This window comes from Comamonas sp. FG99 (genome assembly GCF_057808605.1).
Genome location: NZ_JBMDII010000004.1, coordinates 141,488 through 164,799 on the forward strand (window position 1 = coordinate 141,488; position 23,312 = coordinate 164,799).

A 23,312-nucleotide genomic window follows, 5' to 3' on the forward strand; every position below is an offset into this window, starting at 1 on the left:
TCGGAGCGAATGATCCACGTCATGGCGAAGGTCAACTTTTTTGACAGGCGGGTCATCAAGAAATTCCTTGAGATCACCGCTGTCATCAGCGGTACGCTGTCATTCGTAGTTATTTTTGTTGACGTCCCTACCGAGTGGAAGCTGAAGGCTGGCTTGGGCTTCTTAGTAATACTGGCGCTCATCTACTTGGTGATATGGCTCTGGTCGAACAACCTGAATAGTATCGACATCAATGTCGAGGGCAGCGATGTCGCGATCAAGACTGGAGACATTTTCCAGCAGCCTGGATTGAAGGCAATCGCCTTCAATGAGTATTTCGACACGCAGGTTGATAACAAGATAATTGGCGAGACTTCCCTCAACGGCGTTTTCATCCAGAAGCATCTCGGCGTCCCACTCTCCGAACTGGACCGCCACATCGAGGAATACGCTTTTGATATCAGCGAAGTGCTGGATGAGAACGAGGCCAGGAAACAGGGGAAGAAGAAAAGATATCAGATAGGCACGATCTGCCTGTACAAGGACTACCTCCTGACCGCGTTCTCCAAGTTCGACGAGAACAACAAGGCGCTGCTAACGATGCCGGAGTACCTTGAGTTTCTCATCAATTTCTGGGACAAGGTAAACAACGTCTACGCCCAGCAAAGCGTATCGACCACAATCTTCGGTTCGGGAATCACGCGGATCAAAGGACACAAGAACATTTCCGACGAGGATCTCCTGAAGATAATGCTGTGGACGTTCAGGATCAGCGAAATGCGATTCAAGTATCCCGCGAAGCTGACCATCGTGATCCACAAAGATAAGATTGACCAGATCAATCTTCTTGACATTAAATCCGCTAGGAACGGCGTGTAATTTCCAATAGCGGTTCGGAACGAGCCTGCTTCTCATAGGTGCTGACTGGATAGGTGCTGTACCAACAGCACAGCGCCCCGCCGCGATGGGCGGGGCGCTGCGACGGTCACGCCGCCTGGGGCTTGCTGCGCGACCAGATCAGGTCGTGCGTGCCGTCCTCGCCTTCGATCAGGCGGGCATAGACCGGAGCCGGGAACGAAGGATCGTCGAGGGTCACGGACTTGTATTCCCGCCCGGCCTCGCTGGTCTTGTTCCATGCCGCGCCGATGTCGTGGCCTGCGGCCTGGAGGCAGAACTCGGGGGCGTTCTCGCTGCTGCCCTTGTCGTTGGGAACCAGCTTGACCTTGACGTTGAGCGTCAGGGTGCGCAGCGTGCCGGTGAAGCCGTCTTTGTCTGCGGTGAAGGTGCCGATGTTGGCCATGATGTTCTCTCCTTTCGGTTGAACAAGGTTCGCGCCCATCGCGTCCTTGTTGTGATCCGGCCGGCGGGGGACGGGCTGGCTGCACCGCTTGCGGTCGCAACGTAGTGGAGAACCGGGAGGCGAAAAGAATTTGTCCCGCGAGGAATGCGCGCAGCGCAGGGGAAATTGTTTTCGCCGGACGGTTGCAGTCATGAAGCCCGAGGCGCAGCCGCGCCCCCGCCAGGATTCACAACGAGACAAGGACGCCTTGGGCCGAACCGCTCCGAACGGAGATAGGGCCGGCTCGGCATCCCCGCCCGAAGGCTTCTCCGGCCCGCCCCCTGACGCGGGCCAGGTCAACCACCCAACGACAGGCGAGAACGCCCTGCCACACCTTGCGGCGCAGGTCTTGAGGCGTGGCGTGGAAGCTCCATAGCGATGCCGGGCGGGTTGTCCGTGAACCGTCCTTCGTGACGTGATGGGCAGGAACCGCCAGCGTTGAGGACGGCACGCATCCGCACAACCTGCCGCAGCAAGCGCCAGCGTGTTCGCCAGCGGCCCGTCCATCGCGGCGGGGCGCTGGCTAGGCAGATCCGGCGCAGCCGGTTCGGCGGTGTTTGAGGGGCGCCAAGCTGCGCGCGGCGGGGATAGCCCGCAGGGCTTTCCCCTGGAGGCAAGCGAAGCGCGCAGCGCCGCAGGCGCGAAGGCGTGAGCAACTGTCTTGAAGGTCAAGCCACCCAAGCACGCAGGCTTGATCCAGCATAAGCGGCATTGCCATTGATTCAATAATTGATGTATCATTGAATAATGAATGAGACCCAAGCTGTTTCCGCCCTCGGTGCCCTAGCCCATGCCCAGCGCCTGCGCGTGTTCCGATCCCTGGTCGTCGCCGGCCCCGAAGGGCTCACGCCCAGCGTTCTGGCCGATCAGCTCGACGTGGCCCGCAACGCGCTGTCCTTCCACCTGAAAGAACTGGCCCATGCCGGCCTCGTCACCATCGAACAGCAAGGCCGCAACCTGATCTACCGCGCCGACTTCAGCCAGATGAATGGGTTGCTCGGCTACCTGACCGAGCACTGCTGCCAAGGCAGCACGTGTGAGGTCAGTGATTCCTCCTCCGCCTGTACCTCCTGCTGAAAGGATCTCCCCATGAAGCGCTTCCACGTCCACCTGCACGTCGATGACCTGAACCGCAGCATCGGCTTCTATTCCCAACTGTTCGCCGCGCAGCCCGCGCGCGTCGAAGGCGACTACGCCAAATGGATGCTCGAAGACCCGCCGGTCAACTTCGCCATCTCCACACGTGGCAACAAGCCGGGCATCGACCACCTGGGTATCCAGACCGACGATGCCGAGGAGTTGGCGGTGCTGAAGGCCCGCGCCGAGGCGGCCGACATGACGCTGCTGGACGAGGGCACCACGACCTGCTGCTACGCGCGCAGCGAGAAGCACTGGATCACCGATCCGCAGGGCGTGGCCTGGGAGCACTTCCACACGCTGGGCAATATTCCGGTCTTTAACGAAGCGGCGCCTGCAGCGACTTCCGCCGCAGCGTGCTGTACCCCGGTGCGCGGCAAGCCGGTGGGCGTTGCGGTGAAGCCGGCTTCCTCCTGCTGCTGATGTGAGATACCCATGACCACCGACAAGACCTACAACGCCCTGTTCATCTGCACGGGTAACTCGGCTCGCTCCATCCTGGCCGAAGGCATCCTCAATGAATTGGGCCAGGGGCGCTTTCGCGCCTACTCGGCGGGCAGCCACCCCAAGGGAGAAGTCCACCCACTGGCGCTCGCCACGCTGGAGCGGCTGCACATGCCGACCGCCGGCTACCGCAGCAAGAACTGGGACGAGTTCGCGGCGCCCGGTGCGCCGGAGCTGGATTTCATCTTCACGGTCTGCGACAACGCCGCCGGCGAGGTCTGCCCCGTGTGGCCGGGACGCCCGATGTCGGCGCATTGGGGTGTGCCTGATCCCACAGCCGTCGAGGGCACCGACGAACAGAAGCGCAAGGCATTCACGGATGCGGCGCTGACCTTGCGCCGACGCATCGAGCTGTTCCTGTCGCTGCCGATTCAGCGCCTGGATGCCATGTCGCTGCAGCACGAGCTGCGCAGCATCGGCACGAAGTGAGGTCTGCGCGATGAGTGTTGGAACCCAAACGGCCAGCCGCGTGCCGGCCGCCCCAACCATGAGCGTCTTCGAGCGCTACCTGAGCGTGTGGGTACTGCTGTGCATCGTCGCCGGTATCGCGCTCGGCCAGTTCGCGCCCGGCGTGTTCCATGCCATCGGCCGCATGGAGATCGCGCAGGTCAACCTGCCGGTGGGCCTGCTGATCTGGGTGATGATCATTCCCATGCTGCTCAAGGTGGACTTCGGCGCGCTGGGCCAAGTCAAGCAGCATTGGCGCGGCATCGGCGTGACGCTGTTCGTCAACTGGGCCGTCAAACCCTTCTCGATGGCGCTACTCGCCTGGATCTTCATCCGCCAGGTCTTCGCGCAGTGGCTGCCCTCCGACCAGCTCGACAGCTATGTCGCGGGCCTGATCCTGCTAGCCGCCGCACCCTGCACGGCAATGGTGTTCGTCTGGAGCCGGCTGACCGGGGGCGATCCTGTGTTCACGCTGTCGCAGGTGGCGCTGAACGACACCATCATGGTCTTCGCCTTCGCCCCAATCGTGGGCCTGCTACTGGGCTTATCGTCCATTACGGTGCCGTGGGACACATTACTGGTATCGGTCGGTCTGTACATCGTGATTCCGGTCATCCTGGCCCAGCTCTGGCGCCGCGCGTTGCTGAGCAAGGGCCAAGCCGCCTTCGACCGGGCGCTGGAGCGCATCGGCCCTCTGTCGATCGCGGCGCTGCTGCTCACGCTGGTGCTGCTGTTCGCCTTCCAGGGCGAGGCCATCATCCGCCAGCCGCTGGTGATCGCCATGTTGGCGGTGCCGATCCTGATCCAGGTGTTCTTCAACTCCGGGTTGGCCTACTGGCTCAACCGCCGGCTGGGCGAGCAGCACAACATTGCCTGTCCCTCGGCGCTGATTGGTGCCTCCAACTTCTTCGAGCTGGCCGTGGCCGCCGCCATCAGCCTGTTCGGCTTCCAGTCCGGCGCGGCGTTGGCCACGGTGGTCGGCGTGCTGATCGAGGTACCCGTGATGCTGCTGGTCGTGCGCGTGGTCAACCGCTCGCGCGGCTGGTACGAATGCGGCCCGGACTCCGCCACCCGATAACCAACCAGGTCACTCCCATGAGCACCGTCACGATCTACCACAATCCCGACTGCGGCACCTCGCGCAACGTGCTGGCCCTGATCCGCAACAGCGGCGAGGAGCCCACGGTCATCGAGTACCTGAAGACCCCGCCTGATCGGGCGACGCTGATGGTGCTGATCGCCGCAATGGGCGTATCGGCGCGCGCCGTGCTGCGCGAGAAAGGCACGCCCTATGCCGAACTGGGCCTGGGCGACCCGCAGTGGGGCGATGACCAGTTGATCGACTTCATGCTCCAGCATCCCATCCTCATCAACCGGCCCATTGTGGTCACGCCGCTGGGCACGCGCCTGTGCCGGCCTTCGGAGGCCGTGCTGGACATCCTGCCGCAGCCGCAGCGCGGCGCGTTCCGCAAGGAAGACGGCGAAGCCGTGGTGGATGCGGAGGGTCGCAGGGTCTGAAGACCTCCCGCACAAGCGGCAGGCAATCTGAAGTGAGGCTGGTATTATCGAATTTCGTTATCGATATTCGATATGAAAGAGAAACCTACTCCACGCGCCATGGAGCACCACGACCTGCTGTCGGGGCTGATCCGCCTGCATGTGCTGCACCACGCAGCCGAGCAGGAGATCTACGGGCAATGGATGATCGACGAGCTGGCCCACCACGGCTACCGCCTCTCCCCCGGAACGCTGTACCCGATGCTGCACAAGATGGAGCGCGACGGCTACCTCGTCTCCCGCCAGGAGCGTGAGGGGCGCACCGTGCGCAAGCTCTACACGATCACGCCCAAGGGCAAGGAAGGCTTGGCGCTGGCCAAGGACCGCATCCGGGAGTTCACCGGGGAGGCGATGCACAAATGACAGATTCCACCAACACCTTGCAGCATGAGGCCGCTGCCGCGCGCGGCTCACCCGTCGAAGTCTTCGGCGCCTTCCTCAAGCTGGGGCTGACCTCCTTCGGCGGGCCGATCGCGCATCTGGGCTATTTCCGCTCGGAGTTCGTCGAGCGTCGCCGCTGGCTGGATGACCGCAGCTACTCCGATCTGGTCGCCCTGTGCCAGTTCCTGCCGGGGCCGGCCAGCAGCCAGGTCGGTATGGCGCTGGGGTTGGGCCGCGCGGGCTGGCTGGGGCTGCTGGCGGCCTGGGCCGGATTCACCTTGCCATCGGCGATTGCGCTGATCCTGTTCGCCTTTGGCATCGCCGAGTACCAGGGGCTGGCCCAGTCCGGCTGGGTGCACGGGCTCAAGGTCGTCGCCGTGGCCATCGTGGCGCAAGCGGTCTGGGGGATGGCCAAGTCGTTGTGCCCGAACCGGCCGCGCGCCGCGCTGGCCATTCTGGCGGCGCTGCTGACCATGGTCCTGCCCTCGGCTGCGGGACAGCTTGCCGCCATCGCGGTGGCAGGGCTGCTGGGCTGGTGGACATTGAAGATCGCGCAACCCGGCGGCGGCCACGCCCACAGCTACCCCGTCTCGCGCAAGCTGGGCATCGTGGCGCTGCTGCTGTTTGCCGCACCGCTCGTCGGGCTGCCCCTGTGGGCGGCAGCCACGGACTCGTCCACGATAGCCCTGCTGGAAGGGGTGTACCGCTCCGGTGCACTGGTCTTCGGCGGTGGACACGTTGTGCTGCCGCTGCTGCAGGCCTCGGTGGTGCCCAGCGGCGTCGTGAGCAATGCCGACTTCCTGGCCGGCTACGGTGCGGCGCAGGCCGTGCCGGGGCCGCTGTTCACTTTCTCGGCCTACCTCGGCGCGGTCGCCCACGGACCGCTGCATGGCTGGATCGGCGGGCTGGCACTCCTGGGCACGATCTTCCTCCCCGCTTTTTTCATGCTGGTCGGTGCACTGCCGTTCTGGGAAGGGCTGCGCCACCGCGCGGGCATCCAGACGGCCATGGCCGGCATCAACGCCGGCGTGGTCGGTATTCTGGTGTCCGCCCTCTATGACCCGGTATGGACGAGTGCCATCCACAGCAAGGCGGATTTTGGGCTGGCGCTGCTCTCGTTCGGACTGCTGACGGTGGGGCGCGTGCCGCCGGCGCTCGTGGTGCTGTTAGCCGGGCTGGTGGGCTGGGTCATGGCGATGGGCGTCTGAATCTCATGTGGCACACCCTGACCATCCAGCTCCGACACGAAACCGCCGACGACATTGCCGCCATCGAAGCGATCACGACCGCCGCCTTCGCCGATGCGCCGCACACCAGCCATACCGAGCAGTTCATCGTGCGTGCCTTGCGTGTAGCCCAGGAACTGACGCTTTCCATCGTGGCCGAGGAACGTGGACAGATCATCGGCTACGTCGCACTGTCCCCCGTCACGGTCTCCGACGCCCAAGGCCGGAAGGCCGAGGGCTGGTATGGTTTGGGGCCGATTTCAGTCATGCCGCCAAGGCAGGGGCAAGGCATTGGTTCGCGCTTGATGGAACGGGCACTGACCGAACTGCGGGCCATGCGGGCCGCAGGCTGCGTTCTGCTGGGAGATCCCGCGTATTACGCGCGCTTTGGTTTCCAGGCCCATGCGGGCCTGTAACTGCCGGGCGTGCCGCCCGGCTACTTCATGGCGCTGGCCTTCGATGGGCCGGTGCCCGAAGGCATCGCGAAATACAGCGATGCCTTCAACGCCGCCGCCTGAGCCACCGCGAAGGCGGCGGCGTTCTGATTCGGCTGTTGGCCTTCGACACCGGGCGCGGCCACTGCCACGCCCGGATTTTGTGTTTCACCGCGCCCAGGACGGAACGGCCTGGGCGCGGTGCTGAACACGGTTATTCCTTCGTCTCGATGAGCCACCACACGGCACGCGGCAAGGCGCGGCCCGTGATGGGATGAATGTCGGTGAGGTCGGTGCGGGCCGTCCAGCCCGCAGGCGGACGATAGCCGCGCACGTCGCCTTCACCATGCCAGCGGCGGGTGCGTACCGTGCCGGGGGCATAGGTCGCCGCCATGCGTGGGCGGCTGGTCGTAGTGTGGGTCATGGGCGGTGCCCCTTCCAGCGAAGCGCCCCGGCCGGAGTCGGGGCGCTTGCCATTGGCGCGGGTCAAGCGGCCAGCGCCTCGGCAGGTTCATCCGCCACAGCGTCGGCATCCTGCTCTGGGTCGGCCTCCTGCACGGCGTCCTGCGCGCCTGCGGCCTTGAAGATGGCGGGCATCCAGCCCGTGCCATCGGCCAGCCGTTCCGCTTCGCTGGCAATGTCGGCCTTCTTGAGCTTCGCCAGCCGGTTGACCTGCTCGGGTGCGTACTCGCCCACGGCATCCAGAATCGCGGCCTTGGAAACATGCTTGAAGTAGCCTTCTGCGGTCGGCTTCCACCATGCGGCCATATCCAGGCCCACGGCCTGCGCCAGTTCCTCGCCGGGCTGGTGCGTCATGGCGCGGGGCGTCACCACGTCCACCGTGGAAGCGACGCATACGGCCAGCAGCTTGACCAGTTCGTTTTGCGACTTCGCCAGCAGCGCGGCGAACAATTCGGCGCTGTCCTCCGGCAAGGCTTCACCGGCCACCTGTTGCAGTTCGCGCAGCGCCACGGCGGCGGGCGATTCCGGCCAGTCCGGGGCCATGCCTTCCAGCCGGTCTTGCACCGTGAGGCGCACGCCCAACGGCAGGCCATCGCCGTAGGCGTCGGGCTGCAAGACGGTCTGCACCATGCCATGTACCAGCGCGGCCAGCGCGGCTTGCGGATGCCGGGCGACTTCAATTTGCAGCGCGGCGGTGCGGTGGGCGCTCAACCGCTGCGCCAGCCGATCGGACAGGCTCGCGGCCTTGGGTGCGTCGTTGTCGTCGTCCTCGCGCTCGTCGTTGGCGGCTTCGCCTTCGGTGCTGCCGAAACCGCGCCGCAGCTTGTCGAGCGCGCGCAGCGCCTTCGCTTCGGCCTCGCGCAGCAGGCCGCGATGAATGACGGCCTCGCCGTTGCGGTCGATGGTGACGATGGCCCCGGCCACGTCGCGCACCTCGGGCGCATAGCCTTGCAAGGCGTCCTCCGCGTCTTGCAATTCCCCGACCACCTGATCGCGCCGCTGTTCCAGCTTCTCGGCCTTGGCCTCGTCCTCGGCGTCGCAAGCATCTTCCAGTTCGGCGTCGATCTTCTCGAGGCGGGTTTCCAGCGAGGCGATGCGGCGGGCCTCGCGGGTCGTCGGCTCGCGGCGATGGCGCGGGGCGTTCTGGAACGCCTGCCGGTCCTCGTAGGCCAGATGCGGCACGGCCTCCACCCATGCCCAGCCCTCGGCGCGCACGTCCTCGGCCAGCGTTTCCAGCTTGTCGCGCACCAGCATTTCCAGCACTCCGGTATCGGTGAGGTAGGTTCCGGCATCGCCTTCTGCGAACAGGTCGCGGCGGATGCCGCCGTTCGCTGCCTTGTAGGCGTCCAGCCCGGCGAAGCGCACCAGCGGGTGCGTGGCGTCGATTTCGCGCTCGGTCAGGCGCTCGCGCAGCTTGGACGGGCTGCGCTGCCATTCCGGCGCACCATAGAACGCGGCTTCCTGCGCGGCGTGGTCGTCGGTGATGGTCAAGGCCATCAACTGTTCCAGCGTCACGCCACCGGCGCGATAGTCGGCCATCAGGCGCGGCGAGACGTTCGCCAGCTTCAAGCGGCGCTGCACCACCAGCGGGGACACGCCGAAATCGGCGGCAATGTCCTCGATGGGTCGGCCTTCCTTGACCAGCGCGGCGAAGGCCGCGAACTGGTCGGCGGGGTGCATGTTCTCGCGTTGCACGTTCTCCGCAAGGCTGACGGTGCGAGCCGAGGCATCGGGCACCAGCAGGCACGGCACTTCGTAGTCGGCGGGGATGCGCTTCTTCTTCGCCAGCAGCTTCAAGGCGGTCAGGCGGCGGTCGCCTGCGACGACTTCGTATTGCTCGCCATCGGCGGAGAGGATGACGATCAGGTTTTGCAGCAGGCCGATGCGGGCGATGCTTGCGGCCAGTTCGGGGATGGACTGGCGCGGGGTCGTCCGCACGTTGCGCTTGGAGCGGCGCGGCAGCAACAGCGAGAGGGGAACCAAGATCAGGTTCTTGGACGGGTCGGCCACTTCCAGCGGTGCGCCAGCTTCGATGGCGACAGTTTCGGTTTTGAGTACGGCGTTCATGGTGATAACTCCTTGCGGTTGGGATGCAGCAGCGAGAGAAGCGGCAAGGGCTGCGGCGTGCCGCTGCCGCGTCGGGATTCAGGCTTTCAACTGGCGCAGGCCATCGGCCAGCAGCCACAGGGCGCGATTCAGGCGCACGCTTTGGTCGATGCCCTGCACGGGCCGCGTGGTCTGGCGGCGGCCATTCGCGGAGCGGGCGGACAGGCCGCCTTTGGTTAAGTTCTCCTGCGTGCGGTTGAACACGCTCCACAGGTCGCGGCGGTCGTCGTCGTGGCGGCGCGGCATCAGGATTTGCGATTCCGTGATGGGCGCCGGCTTGTCCTCGTCGTACTTCAACGCCAGCGCAGCGCGGGCGAACACTTCCGATTCCCCGCTGTCGAGCGTGATGGCGCGCATGGCATCGCGTGATTCCTGCGCCCGGTCGAAGCCGTGCAGGACTTCGTATGCGCCTTCGATCACCTGTCCGGCCACGTCGCCCTTGTGCGGCACGCGCACGTCGGCCACGGTGTCGCCGCAGACAAGGCCATTGCTGCAAACGAAGCGGAACATCCCGGCCAGCATCTGATAGCTGCTGGTGCCGTCATGGGAATTCAGCAGGATGATTTCGTTGGCCTCGCGGCCGTTGACCTGGCTGGCGTGGCGCAGCCGGATCATGTGCTTGGTGTAGTCGCGGCGGTCGTCGTGGCGCACGCGGGTCTGCGTCACCATGAAAGGCTCGAAGCCTTCCCCGCGCAGTTCTTGCAGCACGGTCGCGGTGGGGATGTAGCTGTACCGCTCGGAGCGGCTTTCGTGCGGTGCCTCCGCGAAGATGGACGGGGCCACGGCCCGGATTTGGTCATCGGACAAGGGACGTTCCGAACGCAGCACCGGAGAACGGGAAGCGAAGCGGGATGCGAGTTGCATGGCATTTCTCCTTACAAAGAAAAAGGGTTTGCTGTTCACACCGCACACCGGATTCCTAGATTCGGAAGCCCAGCCTTCCGGCTGTTCGGTGCGGTCGGCACGAGGAACCCGGCTGGCCCTGTTGCCACCGTCTTTCCTGAGTTCATCGCCCGCGACGGTCAGGAGCGCGCGAACGGGTGCCGTCAAGGAGGCAAGCGCGGGGTTGGTGCGGCCCGCAGGCGCAGCCGAGGACACGGCCCTGCGCGCCTTGACGGCACAGGGGCGCGGCTACAGTCGCGGACAAGGTGATGGAGTCAGGGAAGACGGCTGGACATGGCAACGGCCCTCCCCTTGCGCTGACCGCACGGCAAGCGAAGCGCGCAGGCCCGAAGCTGGAAGCTGGGCCGGAGGCGTCAGCCGAGCGGAGCGAGGGAACGATGGAAGCCCGAAGGGGCGAGACACCGCAGGCGGCTCGATGCGCAACGCGCACGACAGCGCGACCGGCCATCTCCCTGGTGGCCGGGGACGCCCGAACGCAAAGTGGCCTTTACGATGACGCCATGCCCGAGACAGAACACACCGATTCCGACGATCCCCTGGAACACATGCTCCAGCGCTCGGAGGCCTTGCACGAACGATTCAACGAACTGCTGGACGAAGCCGAATTCGACGGCTCTCCACGCGGCGAAGCAGCTCTGGGCATGTGCCTGGTCGCCATGGAACACGCCACAGCCTTGCATGCCTTGATGGCGCTGGGCATGCCTACATCGGCCGTCAGTCTGATGCGGTTGCAGTTCGAAGCGCTGACCCGCGCCATGTGGCTCATCTATGCGGCCCCCGAGACAGCGATCGAGAAGCTGTCGGCCCCGCTCACGCTGGAGGCCGAACAGGCCGCCAAGAATCTACCCAGCGCAAAGGACATGATCGATCAGATCGGCAAGCGCGTCGGACAGAATGCGCCGGCAGCAGCCCACCAGATGCTGGTCCATTTCAAGGACATCTCCTGGAATGCCATGAACTCGTTCGTTCACGGCGGCATTCATCCCCTGCGGCGCAATGCCGATGGCTTCCCCGTGCATCTGGCCCTGCAGGTGCTGCGCAACTCGAACGGGCTGAGCACCATGACCGCCATGACGATGGCCATCCTCACCGGCGATGAAGCCATCACCAAGCCGATGAGCAAGGTCCAGCCGGCGTTCGCCGACTGCCTGCCGGATCTGCTCAAGCCCTGAGGATCAGGGCGTCGATGACGGACGCCCTGATGGCGGGTCAGACGACGACCCGCCCGGCCAGCCGCGCATCACGTGCGTAGGCGCTCAAGCGCTTCTCGGCGCGAAAGTGCAGATCACGCTCGACCGGCAAGCCCAGCCGTCCCCGCACGGTTGCCAGTTCCTGCAGACTGACCCAGCCCAGCTCCGGGGCACCCAGGCCCAGGTCGCAAAGACCGAAGGCATGGTCATGGTCGTCGGGGTCGATCTCGGTCAGCAGCCAGGTCGCGCCCGCATCGGCCGTGAACAGTTTGACCACGGGTGCCGGATCGAAGTCGGTGTCCTGTAGCGATTCGCGGCCATTGGCCAGAAGCAGCACGCGCTGCGCGTCGGTGATGAGTGCGTTCATGGTGAACTCCAGAAGAAATGCCGGGCGGGATTGCCCGCAGCCTCCGGGTCACGGCGCAGCGCAGCGGTCAAGGTTCGAAGACGGCCGCCCAGGCCGCCAGCGCATCGCCGATGCGCGCCGACCTTGACGGCGAGAATGACGTGGCACGCTGGGTGCAACAGCAAGCCAGCCTCACCCTCCGTCTTGCAACGGTCTCGTGCCATGCCATGGCACGCTGTCCACGGCACAGGAAAATCCGGGAGCCCATGCGGCTCCCGGTTGCGCGGGCTCAGATCAGCCCGCGCTCGGCAAAGGACAGGATCGTCGGCCCAGCCACGATCAGGTGATCGATGACCCGCACGTCCACCAGCGACAGCGCGCTCTTGAGCGTCTGCGTCAGAGCCTCGTCCGCCCGCGACGGCTCGGCCACACCCGACGGATGGTTGTGCACCAGAATCAGCGCCGCCGAATTGCGCGCCAGGGCTTCCTTGACGATCTCGCGCGGGTACACCGACGTCTGGTTCACCGTACCCCGGAACATCTCGACGTACTCAATGACCCGGTGTTGGACATCCAGATGGATCACCGCGAACACCTCGTGCTCCAGCGTGCCCAGCTTGATACGCAGGAAGTCGCGCACCACCTGCGGTGACGACAGCATCTCGGTACCGCGCAACTGGCCTGCCAACACCCGCAGCGCCGCCTGCAGCACTTCGGCTGGCTCGGCCGAGCGGTACTCACCCGCGACATCGCGAAAGAGCAGTGAACCAGCAGCAGAAGAAACGGCTGCGAAGGAATCGAGGGACGAGAACAGATCGTGCGACATGGCGAACTCCAGTGATCGGGCGGGATTGCCCAAGACCGGAACCGGCACGCCGCAGCGCAGCTGTCACAGGTTCAACGACGGCCGTCAGGCCGCAAGCGCACGAGTGCGCGCAGACCTTGACCGCGAGAACGGTGTGCAAGGATGAAGGGAACAGCAAGCCAGCCCACACCCCGCCAGCATTGCACTGGCAAGCGAAGCGCGCAGCGGCAACGCCGCGCAGACGTCAGGGATCAAAGCCGGATGGCCGGGATGCGGCAGGAAACCCGGGGCGCAGCCCCCGAACCCGGCTGCGGTACGCCGGAACGACCGAATATCGATTACCAGTTATTCCACAGGGATCAGCACTGAACCGCGTCCCGTACTTGGCACCAGTTCGACATACAGGGACTGTCGCCCAACGATGACAGCAAGCATGGGCCGCTTGTCTCGACGCTGCGCTGACAGTCGGTTCCACTCTGATCTGTCGAGACCAGAAGGATGAGGATGATCTTCAGGGTGGGTATGCCATTCACCCAAATAGCGGATTGTCCCTTGACTCGCCGTCCATCGAGACAAGGCGATGGCTTCGTGTCCAAACGGCATCCGCTCGAACAGGTAGCGAAACCGCTTGTCCCAGGCCGTGGGAACCGTCGCTTGCTCAATGAGCAAGTGGCCTCCATGCACGGAGCCAAGCAAAAGCCCACCGGCTTCGCAGTCGGCATCAGTGCCCTGAATATGCTGATTGAATGTCTGCAGCGTAGCTGCCGAAAAATGCAGCAACGTGCCTTTGTCGCCAGTTGCCCAGGAACCTAGGAGTTGCATAGAGGGCAATCCCGATCTCGCTGAGGATCGCAGTCGGACGTGGCCAACTGATGGGTCTGATCGATCAGCCGGGTTCGCAACGCAGGAGAGTGGACGCCGTTGATCCAATCAAGGGCCATATCAGCGCCCAGGCTGGCAGCCTGCACCGACACCGAAGCCGGAAATGGCACATACAAGCCCTCGCACCCATGGCCTGCCAAGATGTTCGGTAGAGCATCAACGGTCGAGCGAAGTTCGCTTCTTCTGTGGCTGTGCCATAAGCACCGGTAGCACGCACCCAACGCGGTCGTTCTCAGGAGCGCCCGCACAGCTGTTCCAGGCCCTTCGATCCAGACAGAAAGCATGGGGGTGGGCGCCCGATAGCGGCCGCACAGCCAGTGCCCGAGGGATTCTTCGCCGGTGGCATCGATGAGCAGGTCAAGCTTTCCCAATTGAGCCTGTCTGACATCTACAGGAAGCGCGTGAACCTCGGCGCCTGGCGACAAGCGCTTGAGTTCCCGCGCCATGGCCTCGGCCTTGTTCGACAGCAGGTCCGGAAATCCGAGGCGATGCCGCCCGATGTTCTGTGGAAGGAGTGCGTCGAAATCCACCAGCGTGAGTTTTCCGCCGCATGTGCCCGCCCCGGCCTTGACCAGCATGTCCGAGAGGTATCCGCCGATCGTGCCGCACCCCACAACTGCGATTCGTTTCCCCGCCAGCGTTCTCAAATTGGGAATGTTGCGCTGGGCCAGATACCGGTCATCGATCCGGATCACAGAGACGGGCATAACCTTCAGTCCAAAGGTTGAATCTCTGCGATCAGCGAGCTTGGCTTTGTGCGTCAACGGTTGGTGGTCAAAGAGCACAACAAAACCATACGTCATCAATGGCGACTCGATGACGATGAGGACACCATTGGCCCTCTTGCTTTGCCCCTCCTTGATTCGTTCGTGAATCTTGCGCCGACACCGAGGGTCCAGGGTGCTTTGCCAAGTCAACACGTCCCCCACGGTTTCAGGAGGCCAGTGGCTGGTCAGCGGCCGGGGCTGAGCGGTGGTCTTGACTCGGTAGGTCAGCACCGTTCTATCGGTGACCTGGTAGCCGAGCGAATGCAGCTTTTTGGTTGTTCGTTCTTCGTTGTCGGTGATGAACCAGAGCGGATTGCCATGGGCTTGCGCAACGATACAGTTCTGCCGGCCCAGATCTTCGCCTTGCATGTCCACGAAGCAAAGCCAGCCGCTCCAGTAGGCAAAGAATTCTTCGGCGAGGTCTTCGATCATCTCGCCTTTCAATATTCGCCCCAGCACGGCGGCCGCGCGTTGCAGACATGCCAAGGACTGCCCGACTGGATCGTAGATGTCCAATACCACGGTCCCCTTGGCCAAATAGCAAAGGCTGCCATCCGCACCAAGATGGGGAACCGCCTTGGGCAGTTCAGGCGGAATTTCAAGCAACCGAATGCGAGGCAGGTCGAAGAAGGCAGGGTCGAGCTGAACCTCACATGGAATGCCGTCGACCGCGCCGCAAGGGATCAACGGCCCCCGCAGCTTGAACCAGCCGTCTTCCGTCTTGCCGACGAACTTGAAGCCTTGCCGCTCAAAGGCTTCGATCACGTCAGCGATTGCGGCAACGCTGCTCATCCGGCTTTCGTTCGCCCGACCAGTTCACTCGGACCAGCCGTGGCCGGCGCTGCGGCGATGGTCGCGGCAACGGATACCACTTTGACCCGGTCGGGCTCGTTCGGAAAACGTGGACCGAACTCGCCTTGCATCCAGATGCAGGCCTGTGAAGGGCTGCCGGCGTCGGTGGCACCGCGCAGCACCTTTTCAAATGCTTCGAACGCCTTCGCAGCCTCTTCGACGCCCTCTTTGCCAAGGCGTGAGGTAAGTGACTCCGACTCTTCCACGGGGTTGTTCACCCCCGCGCGCAGCCTGCCCGGCAATGCTGCGACGACATCCAGCAGGGCTAGGTCGTCACGCCGATCCCGTTTCTCGAAGAGCGGAGCCGCAGCGGCCATCAGCAGAATCGAAGCCGGCCCGCCGCTGGGCCATCGCCAATCGCGGAACGCCTTCAAGTAGCGAATCGCGCGGCGGAACTGTTCGCCCTTGGCTTCCACCTCGCCCAGAAACCATTCCTTCACAGGCCTGGGATCCGAAGACATCCAGTTGCATTCCCGATGCGCCAGCAAAACTTTGTCAGCGGGCAATGCCGTCCAGGCATCCCGCTCTGCCATATTCACTGCCTCCGTCAGCGAGTCGTAGCCGTATCGCTCCATCGAGGCTTTCGCGAGCGTGACGAATTCTTCGTCGGGAATGGCGTACAGCGGAATGTCGATGTGGGCATACGCTGCAATGACAATTCGGATGCAGGTCGGCTTGTCGGTGACGAGCTTCCAGCGCTTTTCCTCGACCAGCGGCTTCAATGCTTCTTCTGCAGCGGCAAAGAACACCGTTGTTGCCCTGCTGGGACGCTTCGTCTGGGAGACGAAACTCAACGGCAGATAACAACCATCATCGACATCCGCCTGCTGGGGCCGCTGTGCCGGACCATTCAAAGTCTTGTACGCCCACGATCCTTGCGTGAAGAAACGCGGCTGCGGCACGTCTTCCGTGTACCCACGTTCGCGCAGCACGCGCGGAATTCCGGTGCGGAGGCAGTTCCTGACATCATTTCGGGCGCTGGCGATCCCCGCTCGTTGCGCGGGCGACAGATCCAACTCGTCATGCATGCAGGATTCGTCATCGACGGTGGTAAAGAAAAGCGGGCTCAGATTCAGCATGCGGCCTCCGGCACATTCTTGTTAGGGCCGTGATAGAAGGTGGGTGCGCCGGCCTGATGCGCTCGAAACGGTTGGAAAAGAGGGTCGCCAAGCGCGCGCTGCGCTGCATGATTGCCGCGATCCTTCAGCGTATTCGTGGCACCGAAGGAAACCCGGTCCAGCGCCTTTACGTCCTTGCTTTGATCGGGCGTGGCCTTGTCGTCGATCTGGAAGTAGTTGCTGCCCAAGGACTGTCGTAGCATGTAGTCCACCGACGACTCCTGGGCGGAGATCACCAGGTCGAAGAGCCCCCCGCGCCACTTACCGAATCCGCGGTCGAGGCTGGCGCCACCGCGGACCGTTGCACCGATCGTCATCGTGCCGATGGACAGCACCCTAACCAGGGCATTCTGTTTCGGCGCGAGGAACGTATTGACCTCATGCAGCCCGAACAGTCCGGGCGCGTTGCCGACCAGACCTCCATCCGCAAAGACGCCGCGGTCGTTACGCGCCAGCGGAAAGTACACAGGCGCAGCGGCGGTCGCCAACGCCACATCCACGATCCTCATGCGGTGGTCCATCTCAAATGAGGGATGGTGAGGCGTTTTGAAGAACTGGCCACGCCCTGTCGAGTAGTTGACGGCTGGCACGAGAACGCGGTGCTTCAAGTTGCCGATCGTGGCGTCTTGAAAGCGCTCGGTCAGCACGCCCCGCAACCCTGCGGAGTCGTGCTTGGCGGTCAACCAGAAGCCCAGAAGGCGCCGAGCGAGACTTCGGCAACCAAAGATGCGGGAACCCTGTCCTTCGAACAAGGCTTTGAGTTCAATGGCAGGGATTTCTGCGGCCAGCCCCAAGGCCAGCATCCCGCCTGCAGAGGTGCCGCAGATCAGGTCGAAGTGCGAAGCGATTGGGCGGCCCAGCACGGCTTCAAGCTCGGCAAGAACCGTCGCGGTGTACAGGCCGCGATAGCCGCCCCCAGACAGGGCGAGCACATGGTAGGTGGGCACGCCCGTCATGGCATCAGCCTTTCGGCGGGAAAGAGTCGTTGCCGTGGCTGTCCTTGTCGCGGATGCGGCCGTCGGGGCGGTGGATGACCAGTTCGGACTGCTGGTTGCGTGCGATGTCCCGTGCCGCGTCAATGGCCTGTTGCTGCGTGTCGTGCACGGAGGTTGCCCGCTGATTGCCGGCACCCTTGACGGCCCAACCGTCCTGGTGAGGAACTACGTGCTGATTTTTGCCTGTCATGGCGAATTTCCTTAAGTTGAACCATCGAGACCCCAGCCAGCCGGCCGGGTTGCCAATGACCACCGGTTGAAGCAAAATCGTTGCTCTTGCAGACAACGGGCGAGTCAAGCCAAATCAACTCTCTGCAGTCGTAGAACTTACTTCTGTTGTCTGGCTGGACAACAATGTATCAGACTTGGTGCCAAGCTGCAAAGGGTGGGCTTGGTGCCGCGGAACGCAACTGCTTCGGACCGGAAACACACCGGTGTCCGCCGCAGCCACAAGGAACGGAACGGATGTCACAAACAGGCCTGGGCGTCGCCCTCAAGACGCTACGCGAGCGCAGAACCCTCTCATTGCGCGAAATCGGTCAACTGTCATCGGTGGACCATGCCTATGTCCACCGCCTGGAGTCCGGCGAGAAGACGAACCCGTCAGCGGACTTGGTCGAGAAGCTGCTGAAGGTTCTCAAACCAGGTGAAAGAGATGCTGCGCTGGTGATGTGGCTGGTTGACCATGCTGAAGCCGATCCCCGCCTTGTCGAGTTCGTGCTGAACGATCCGTCCATCAGCATCGATATCTTTTCGGCTGCAGCGGGGGTGAGGCATCGTGGGAATACGAGGCCCGATCCCGCGACGCTGATTGCCCGGATACAGAGGGCATTCGAGGACGAGGACGAGGACGATTGAACATGGATGAGGCGGATGTCAGACAGAAAGCGCGCGCCTTTGTTGCGAAGGTCGATGCGTCCGACATCCGGCAAGATCTGACGCCCTATGTCGTCGAGGCCAACGCCAAGGTCAAGAAGGAGGAGCTTGGTGAGGGTGAGTCCGGCTACACGATCACCAAGCCGAATGGCAAGCACGTCATTACGGTGAACTCGCTGGAGACGGAAGAACGCCAGCGCTTCACCATCTGCCACGAAATTGCGCATATCGTCCTTGCGCTGGAATCGAGCCATGAGGAGGTGCCGTCCTGGTCCTATGCAAAGCGGCATCCGAACGAAATCGCCTGCGACACCTTCGCCGCTGAATTGCTGATGCCATATCAGCAATGGCTGTCGCTTGCGCCCAAGGAAGAACCTTCGCTGGAGCTGATCCAGCGCATGGCGGCATTGTTCAGCACATCATTTCCCGCCGCAGCGTCGCGATTCGCCTCCCTCAGCGACATCCCTTGCGCCTTCGTCACCATGGAGCGCGGCGCAGTACGCTACGCGGCACGCTCCACCAGCTTGCGACAGGCTGGGGCTTGGATATCTCCCAGATCCGCCATTCCCGTCGGCTCCGTGGCTCACCGCCTCCGTTCTTCAGGCAGCAGTGCCGCCGACACGGATGAGGTTGCACAAGACATCTGGTTCGACAACTGGGAAAAGGGCCTTGACCTCTGGGAGATTTCCAAACACTACGCCCGCACTGATACCACGACGTCGCTGCTGTGGTTCGACAGCGAGGACTTGCCAGATGTCGAAGTGAACCGCTTCGGTGCGCGCGTCGAAGACGATGGCGGCTTGGCGGAGCTCACGGGGCAGCTACCGTGGCCAGGGCGAAGTAGACGCCGCTGAGAAGCGGATAGTTGTTTGTCCGTACGTAACTTGCTCTTCCACTCCACAGCAAGTTGTTCCGATGGGTACTGAACTTCACCATATCTCCATACAGCAAGTTCTTGGAGTTCGAGGTGGAAAAGCTACGACAAGCATCTCATGCGACCGGCACCCACGCCCACCAGTCGCTTCCCTTGCCAGGCACCGAAGCTTACGAGGCCCTACCCCAGTTTCCGCAGCGCAGCCCTCTCCCCTTTCGTCGCACCATCCGACGTCCCGAACTGCACCAAATCGTCCCCCTCGCCGAGACGACGATCTACGAAATGGAACAGCGCGGCGAATTTCCCCGTCGCTTCCACCTCACCTCCCGTTGCGTCGTCTGGGACCTGGAAGAAGTCGAAGCCTGGATCGAAGACCGCAAGCAAGCCTCTCGATCAGGGAAGACTAACTCGCCCAGCGGACCGGACGTGAGGCTGCGCCGGCACCGCCCTGTTCGATGATGAAGTCACCATCAAATGCCTGCAGCGGCTACGCGGCATCAACCCGGACCAGTACCGCCCCCGGCAGCGCCTGTGCCATTTGCAGCGTTGCAAGCGTGACTGCAGCATCGCGGTCGCTCGCTTCCCTGCTGAAAGCCAGGCCGACATGACCCGGCCGTCCCCAGCCCACCGTGGCATCGGCGCAATCGCTATCCGCCAACTCGCGAAGAACATCCTCCTGCGACCCCACGCCCGAGTCCAGCGCATAGACCAGTATGAAATCGTGAACCATCGCGTCAACCTCCTTCGTCATCTAGCTCCTGCGATCCGCGCGAGCGTTTCGTCAAGCTGCTGGCGATCTGCTGCACGCTTGGCGGCCGTGCGCTGCGCAAGGTTGTGCAGCTTGCGCCGCACACCCGGCAGGCCGACCGCATCGGCCAATCCGATCAAACTGAAATCCGGCTTCTCATCCTCGACGGATTGCAGAAGGGCGCGCGACGGACCATCCAGCCAATGCGCTACGCGCGCCAACAGGCGCTCGCGGTTTTCCAGCAAGGCAGCCACGCTGATAGGCTCGGATGTCATCCCCTTGAAGTGGGCCTCGAAGGTGGCCTCGAAATCCCCCGGCACGCGCGGCGACAGCATCTCCCAGGCTGGCTTGGGGCTGCACGTCAGGTAAACAAGGAAGGTGCGCCAGAGCACTTCGTCCGCTCGTTCATCTTGCAGCAGCAGGCCCACGTCGAAAAGATCGCGCGGATGCTGGCGCGACAGCGCCGCCGCCAGCTTGCCGGCATAGAGATCAGCGAACGCCAGCACCTGCACCTCGGCAAAGCCGAAGGCCTCTTCCACCCGTGGCCGCACGACCATGGTTCGCACCGGATGCACCGCGCCGCGCATGACCGGCGTCGTCTCTATCTGCACGCGCGCACGGCCGCGACTGGCCACCAGCCGGGTGACCACCCCACCCTCGCCCGCCGAGGCGTGGACCTGTAATTGCAGAGGCCGGGCGCGCAGCGTATTGGCCAGTCGCCCCAACGCGTCAGCAATCAGCTTCGCATCTTCGGCATAGCCGTGTACCGGCAACCAGGCCAGATCGATGTCTACCGACAGGCGCGGCAGATCGTGCTCGAACAGGTTGATGGCCGTGCCGCCCTTGAGCGCAAAGCCCGGCTCCGAAGCCAACACCGGCAGGATCTCGACCAGCAGCCGCACGCGGTCCGTGTAGCGCTGGTCCCAATGGTCAAGCCAGGTGCTCATCGAGGTCCCCCGGCAAAGTGATCTGGTAGGTCGGATGCAGGCGCCCGCCGGGCACCAGCGCGCGTTTGCCACGGCCGAGATCAACGCCCTCCAGGGGCACGTGCGACAGCCATGCATGCCGATGGCGCTCGGCCAGGGCCAGGAACAGCCGCTTCGCCTTGATGCTGCGACAGTGGCGCAACAGCAGGCCGACCCGCTGCGGCCGCAGCGTGGTCATGGCCTGCATCAGCGCATCGGCCTCGTAGACCCCTGCCGCATCCGACACGCTGTCGCACAGTTCCAGCATGGCCCGCTCGGGCGTCGAGCAGACCAGCGCATCGGTCCCAGGTGCTGCTGAATGCCAAGCTAGGCCCGCTTCCGACAACGCCTTCTCGGAGACTTCCGCAGTGACAGGCACGGCCGGGAGATCGAGCGGACCCTTGCCCTGGTACTCGAAGCGTTGCTCCAGTGAAAGCTTGCCCACCCAGCCCGGCAGTTGCTGCGGCCCATACAGCGTGATCGTCCCGGCATCGCCCAGGCGCAGGTAGTGCTCGTGGCCCTGCAGGCCGAGCGCGAAGCGTCCCCCGAGGTGCAGCGGCATGCCCTCGCCGACCTGCAGGCTGCGGACCACACCATCCCATTGCAGCCGCCCGCCTCTGCGCATGTAGACACCACGCGCCGGCGACACCAGCCAGCCGCTGCCCACATAGCGCGCCACAAGGCTATTGGAGTAGCCGTGCGCCCGGAGCCAGCGGCTGGACACCAGGCGGGTATCCCCCAGCTCGGCCAGCAAACGGTTCAGTTTTCCTGAATTTTGAGCATCCATAGTGCTCAAAATAACAGATTTATAAACCTTCGCCAAGATAGGCCAGTTTGATAAGGGCCACAAAGGATCACTCAGAGTGATCTTTTCGCCATGCCAGCAAACCTTGCACTCGTCGCCGAGAGAGAGTCTCGATAGGGTCATCATGCGGCCCTCCCTTCACAAAGCTGCGCTGAGAACCGGGACCGATGTGTTCTCCGGCAGCAGCTTCGGCACATGGGTGCGCCCATCGATCCAGGCATCGACCATGTCCGCCCACTCCTGCAGCATGTGCCGCCGCTGCTCAGCGTACTCGGCCTTGTTGTAGATTGAGCGCGAGGAGCGCCCTTCCTCGTGTGCCAAGCACTTCTCGATCCAGTCGCCGTTGAAGCCCACTTCGTTGAGCAGCGTCGAGCCCGTGCGGCGAAGGTCATGCACCGTGAAAGGCTCCAGCGGCAGGCCTGCGGCCTGGGCCCGCGACGCGATGAGCTGGGTCACGCGGTTCAAGGTTGCATGCGACATGCAACGGGTTGGTTCATAGCGCGAGGGCAGCACGAACTTCGAGCCCGCCGCGCAGGTGTGCAACGCCACGAGGATGTCCAGCGCCTGCCGAGACAGATAGACCACGTGAGGGTTGCGCCCCTTCATGCGCTGCTTCGGGATCGTCCAGGTCGCGTTCTCGAAGTCGATCTCGCTCCAGGTGGCCTCGATCAACTCGCTCTTGCGCACCAGGGTCAGCAGGACCATCCGCAGCGCCAGGCGGATCGTCGGGTATGTCGCAATGGACTCCAACTGGTGGAACGCCAGCCGGATCTCGACCGGCGACAGCGCGCGGTCCTTCGGCACGAATGTGGCGATCGAGGCGGCCGCCACGTCGTTGGCCGGGTTGTCCACTCTCTCCCCGTGCAGGATGGCAAACGCATAGACCTGCTTCACGATGTCGCGGACATGCACCGCAGTGGCAGGAGCGCCGCGCGCCTTCACCTTGTTGCACAAGGCCCGCAGGTCATCGGCCGTGATTTCGTTGAGCAGCCGGCTCCTGAACACCGGCAGGATGTCGCGGTCCACGACATGCTTGCGCATCGCGCGCGTGCTGTCGGCCATCTTGGCGTCCGCCAGCCACTTGAGCGCTACATCGCCGAAGTTCTTGGCTGCGGTCAGCCGGCGCTTCTCGCGCTGCTTCTCCAATGCCGGGGAGCGGCCCGCAGCGACGGCCTTCTTGGCGTCGAGCAGCTTTTCGCGGGCCAGAGCCAGCGAGATGCCGCCAGAGCCATAGCGGCCGATGGTCAGGGTCTCACGGCGCCCGTTGAGACGGTAATCGTAGCGGAAGGTGACGGTACCGGCAGGCGATACCGTCACGTACATCCCATCCCGGTCAGAAACCTTATAAGTCAATGACTTAGGCTTCAGGTTGCGCAGTGCTGTGTCGGTAAGCATCGAGGTTTTCCTCCTGTTTCGTGACGGCTTTTACCGTCAGGGGTCAGGAGACCCGTCGATGCCCGGAAAGCCGCATGAAACAAGCTTTCCAGGGGAGCGTTTTACCGTCAAAGACCGGTTTGGTCTCAATAGTAAACGGGAGGGTCTTAATCAGACCTTCGGTTCTTACCGTCAACTCTACCGTCAACCCGTTTTGCTGGCCGGCGATAGCCACCGATA

General features: G+C 63.6%; 28 protein-coding genes and 1 pseudogene. 13 read left to right on the forward strand and 16 right to left on the reverse strand.

Annotation, left to right across the window (positions count from 1 at the left end; translation table 11 throughout):
• The first annotated feature begins 21 nt into the window (after window positions 1-21).
• The gene (locus ACODRX_RS04390) at window positions 22-858 is read left to right on the forward strand and encodes a macro domain-containing protein (RefSeq protein ID WP_252978782.1); all 837 of its coding nucleotides are present in this window, start codon (window positions 22-24) and stop codon (window positions 856-858) included.
• A gap of 106 nt (window positions 859-964) precedes the next feature.
• On the opposite strand, the gene ACODRX_RS04395 is transcribed toward ACODRX_RS04390, so the two are convergent.
• Entirely contained in the window at window positions 965-1,279 is a 315-nt protein-coding gene (locus tag ACODRX_RS04395) for a DUF736 domain-containing protein (protein WP_123787485.1), read from the reverse strand.
• Between the two features lie 786 nt (window positions 1,280-2,065).
• On the opposite strand from ACODRX_RS04395, the gene ACODRX_RS04400 reads away from it, so the two are divergent.
• From ACODRX_RS04400 to ACODRX_RS04435, 8 genes and pseudogenes are all read left to right on the forward strand, one after another.
• Window positions 2,066-2,395, forward strand: coding sequence for an ArsR/SmtB family transcription factor (locus ACODRX_RS04400; protein ID WP_123787484.1), 330 nt, complete (start codon window positions 2,066-2,068; stop codon window positions 2,393-2,395).
• A 12-nt stretch (window positions 2,396-2,407) separates the two neighbouring features.
• Complete coding sequence (locus ACODRX_RS04405; RefSeq protein ID WP_003107243.1) at window positions 2,408-2,878, forward strand: ArsI/CadI family heavy metal resistance metalloenzyme; 471 nt, start codon at window positions 2,408-2,410, stop codon at window positions 2,876-2,878.
• A gap of 12 nt (window positions 2,879-2,890) precedes the next feature.
• A complete protein-coding gene (locus ACODRX_RS04410; protein ID WP_123787483.1) occupies window positions 2,891-3,388 on the forward strand; it encodes an arsenate reductase ArsC in 498 nt (165 codons plus the stop codon).
• Between the two features lie 10 nt (window positions 3,389-3,398).
• Window positions 3,399-4,484, forward strand: coding sequence for an ACR3 family arsenite efflux transporter (gene arsB, locus ACODRX_RS04415; protein WP_123787482.1), 1,086 nt, complete (start codon window positions 3,399-3,401; stop codon window positions 4,482-4,484).
• 17 nt (window positions 4,485-4,501) lie between these two features.
• Entirely contained in the window at window positions 4,502-4,924 is a 423-nt protein-coding gene (arsC, locus tag ACODRX_RS04420) for an arsenate reductase (glutaredoxin) (RefSeq protein ID WP_123787481.1), read from the forward strand.
• Window positions 4,925-4,996: 72 nt separating this feature from the next.
• Entirely contained in the window at window positions 4,997-5,326 is a 330-nt protein-coding gene (locus tag ACODRX_RS04425; protein ID WP_015014846.1) for a PadR family transcriptional regulator, read from the forward strand.
• Window positions 5,323-6,552 (forward strand): chromate efflux transporter, encoded by a 1,230-nt coding sequence (gene chrA / locus ACODRX_RS04430; protein WP_123787480.1) that lies wholly within the window; start codon window positions 5,323-5,325, stop codon window positions 6,550-6,552. Before ACODRX_RS04425 ends, chrA begins: the two co-directional genes overlap by 4 nt.
• A 17-nt stretch (window positions 6,553-6,569) precedes the next feature.
• A pseudogene (locus ACODRX_RS04435) lies at window positions 6,570-7,088 on the forward strand (GNAT family N-acetyltransferase).
• Here the strand turns inward: ACODRX_RS04435 and ACODRX_RS04440 are convergent.
• From ACODRX_RS04440 to ACODRX_RS04455, 4 genes are all read right to left on the reverse strand, one after another.
• The gene (locus ACODRX_RS04440) at window positions 7,007-7,216 is read right to left on the reverse strand and encodes a hypothetical protein (protein WP_252979110.1); all 210 of its coding nucleotides are present in this window, start codon (window positions 7,214-7,216) and stop codon (window positions 7,007-7,009) included. The pseudogene ACODRX_RS04435 and the gene ACODRX_RS04440 sit on opposite strands and share 82 nt — an antisense overlap.
• 2 nt (window positions 7,217-7,218) lie before the next feature.
• Window positions 7,219-7,428 carry a hypothetical protein gene (locus ACODRX_RS04445; RefSeq protein WP_123787479.1) on the reverse strand — a complete coding sequence of 70 codons (210 nt, stop codon included), beginning with the start codon at window positions 7,426-7,428 and terminating at the stop codon, window positions 7,219-7,221.
• 62 nt (window positions 7,429-7,490) lie between these two features.
• The gene (locus ACODRX_RS04450; protein WP_123787478.1) at window positions 7,491-9,533 is read right to left on the reverse strand and encodes a ParB/RepB/Spo0J family partition protein; all 2,043 of its coding nucleotides are present in this window, start codon (window positions 9,531-9,533) and stop codon (window positions 7,491-7,493) included.
• A 78-nt stretch (window positions 9,534-9,611) separates the two neighbouring features.
• The gene (locus tag ACODRX_RS04455; protein ID WP_123787477.1) at window positions 9,612-10,436 is read right to left on the reverse strand and encodes a DUF932 domain-containing protein; all 825 of its coding nucleotides are present in this window, start codon (window positions 10,434-10,436) and stop codon (window positions 9,612-9,614) included.
• Window positions 10,437-10,975: 539 nt separating this feature from the next.
• Between ACODRX_RS04455 and ACODRX_RS04460 the strand changes: the two genes are divergently transcribed.
• Entirely contained in the window at window positions 10,976-11,647 is a 672-nt protein-coding gene (locus ACODRX_RS04460; protein WP_123788136.1) for a DUF6988 family protein, read from the forward strand.
• 37 nt (window positions 11,648-11,684) lie between these two features.
• Here the strand turns inward: ACODRX_RS04460 and ACODRX_RS04465 are convergent, their stop codons facing one another.
• From ACODRX_RS04465 to ACODRX_RS04495, 7 genes are all read right to left on the reverse strand, one after another.
• Complete coding sequence (locus ACODRX_RS04465; protein WP_123787476.1) at window positions 11,685-12,032, reverse strand: DUF2958 domain-containing protein; 348 nt, start codon at window positions 12,030-12,032, stop codon at window positions 11,685-11,687.
• A 268-nt stretch (window positions 12,033-12,300) separates the two neighbouring features.
• The gene (gene radC / locus ACODRX_RS04470; RefSeq protein ID WP_123787475.1) at window positions 12,301-12,837 is read right to left on the reverse strand and encodes a RadC family protein; all 537 of its coding nucleotides are present in this window, start codon (window positions 12,835-12,837) and stop codon (window positions 12,301-12,303) included.
• A gap of 324 nt (window positions 12,838-13,161) precedes the next feature.
• Window positions 13,162-13,638: a Mov34/MPN/PAD-1 family protein gene (locus ACODRX_RS04475; protein ID WP_123787474.1), complete on the reverse strand. Its 477-nt coding sequence runs from the start codon at window positions 13,636-13,638 to the stop codon at window positions 13,162-13,164.
• Window positions 13,626-15,257: a ThiF family adenylyltransferase gene (locus tag ACODRX_RS04480; protein WP_371438664.1), complete on the reverse strand. Its 1,632-nt coding sequence runs from the start codon at window positions 15,255-15,257 to the stop codon at window positions 13,626-13,628. Before ACODRX_RS04480 ends, ACODRX_RS04475 begins: the two co-directional genes overlap by 13 nt.
• A complete protein-coding gene (locus tag ACODRX_RS04485) occupies window positions 15,254-16,396 on the reverse strand; it encodes a CBASS cGAMP synthase (RefSeq protein WP_123787443.1) in 1,143 nt (380 codons plus the stop codon). Before ACODRX_RS04485 ends, ACODRX_RS04480 begins: the two co-directional genes overlap by 4 nt.
• The gene (locus tag ACODRX_RS04490) at window positions 16,390-17,391 is read right to left on the reverse strand and encodes a CBASS cGAMP-activated phospholipase (protein ID WP_343499480.1); all 1,002 of its coding nucleotides are present in this window, start codon (window positions 17,389-17,391) and stop codon (window positions 16,390-16,392) included. The genes ACODRX_RS04485 and ACODRX_RS04490 overlap by 7 nt, the downstream gene beginning before the upstream one ends.
• A 4-nt stretch (window positions 17,392-17,395) precedes the next feature.
• Window positions 17,396-17,620 (reverse strand): DUF2188 domain-containing protein, encoded by a 225-nt coding sequence (locus ACODRX_RS04495; RefSeq protein WP_003454802.1) that lies wholly within the window; start codon window positions 17,618-17,620, stop codon window positions 17,396-17,398.
• Window positions 17,621-17,895: 275 nt separating this feature from the next.
• On the opposite strand from ACODRX_RS04495, the gene ACODRX_RS04500 reads away from it, so the two are divergent.
• The 3 genes from ACODRX_RS04500 to ACODRX_RS04510 all read left to right on the forward strand — a co-directional run bounded on the left by ACODRX_RS04500 (window position 17,896) and on the right by ACODRX_RS04510 (window position 19,639).
• Window positions 17,896-18,288, forward strand: coding sequence for a helix-turn-helix domain-containing protein (locus ACODRX_RS04500; RefSeq protein ID WP_123787442.1), 393 nt, complete (start codon window positions 17,896-17,898; stop codon window positions 18,286-18,288).
• Window positions 18,289-18,290: 2 nt separating this feature from the next.
• Window positions 18,291-19,160, forward strand: a complete 870-nt coding sequence (locus ACODRX_RS04505) for an ImmA/IrrE family metallo-endopeptidase (protein ID WP_123787441.1) — start codon at window positions 18,291-18,293, stop codon at window positions 19,158-19,160.
• Between the two features lie 113 nt (window positions 19,161-19,273).
• The gene (locus tag ACODRX_RS04510) at window positions 19,274-19,639 is read left to right on the forward strand and encodes a helix-turn-helix transcriptional regulator (RefSeq protein WP_252978772.1); all 366 of its coding nucleotides are present in this window, start codon (window positions 19,274-19,276) and stop codon (window positions 19,637-19,639) included.
• Window positions 19,640-19,667: 28 nt separating this feature from the next.
• Here ACODRX_RS04510 and ACODRX_RS04515 read toward each other — a convergent pair whose 3' ends face one another.
• The 4 genes from ACODRX_RS04515 to ACODRX_RS04530 form a co-directional block, all read right to left on the reverse strand.
• Window positions 19,668-19,931 (reverse strand): transcriptional regulator, encoded by a 264-nt coding sequence (locus ACODRX_RS04515; protein WP_252978771.1) that lies wholly within the window; start codon window positions 19,929-19,931, stop codon window positions 19,668-19,670.
• Window positions 19,928-20,875, reverse strand: coding sequence for a nucleotidyl transferase AbiEii/AbiGii toxin family protein (locus tag ACODRX_RS04520; protein ID WP_123787439.1), 948 nt, complete (start codon window positions 20,873-20,875; stop codon window positions 19,928-19,930). Before ACODRX_RS04520 ends, ACODRX_RS04515 begins: the two co-directional genes overlap by 4 nt.
• Entirely contained in the window at window positions 20,859-21,680 is an 822-nt protein-coding gene (locus ACODRX_RS04525; protein WP_123788133.1) for a type IV toxin-antitoxin system AbiEi family antitoxin domain-containing protein, read from the reverse strand. Before ACODRX_RS04525 ends, ACODRX_RS04520 begins: the two co-directional genes overlap by 17 nt.
• Before the next feature lie 156 nt (window positions 21,681-21,836).
• Window positions 21,837-23,093 carry a tyrosine-type recombinase/integrase gene (locus ACODRX_RS04530; protein ID WP_123787438.1) on the reverse strand — a complete coding sequence of 419 codons (1,257 nt, stop codon included), beginning with the start codon at window positions 23,091-23,093 and terminating at the stop codon, window positions 21,837-21,839.
• Window positions 23,094-23,312 lie beyond the last annotated feature (219 nt).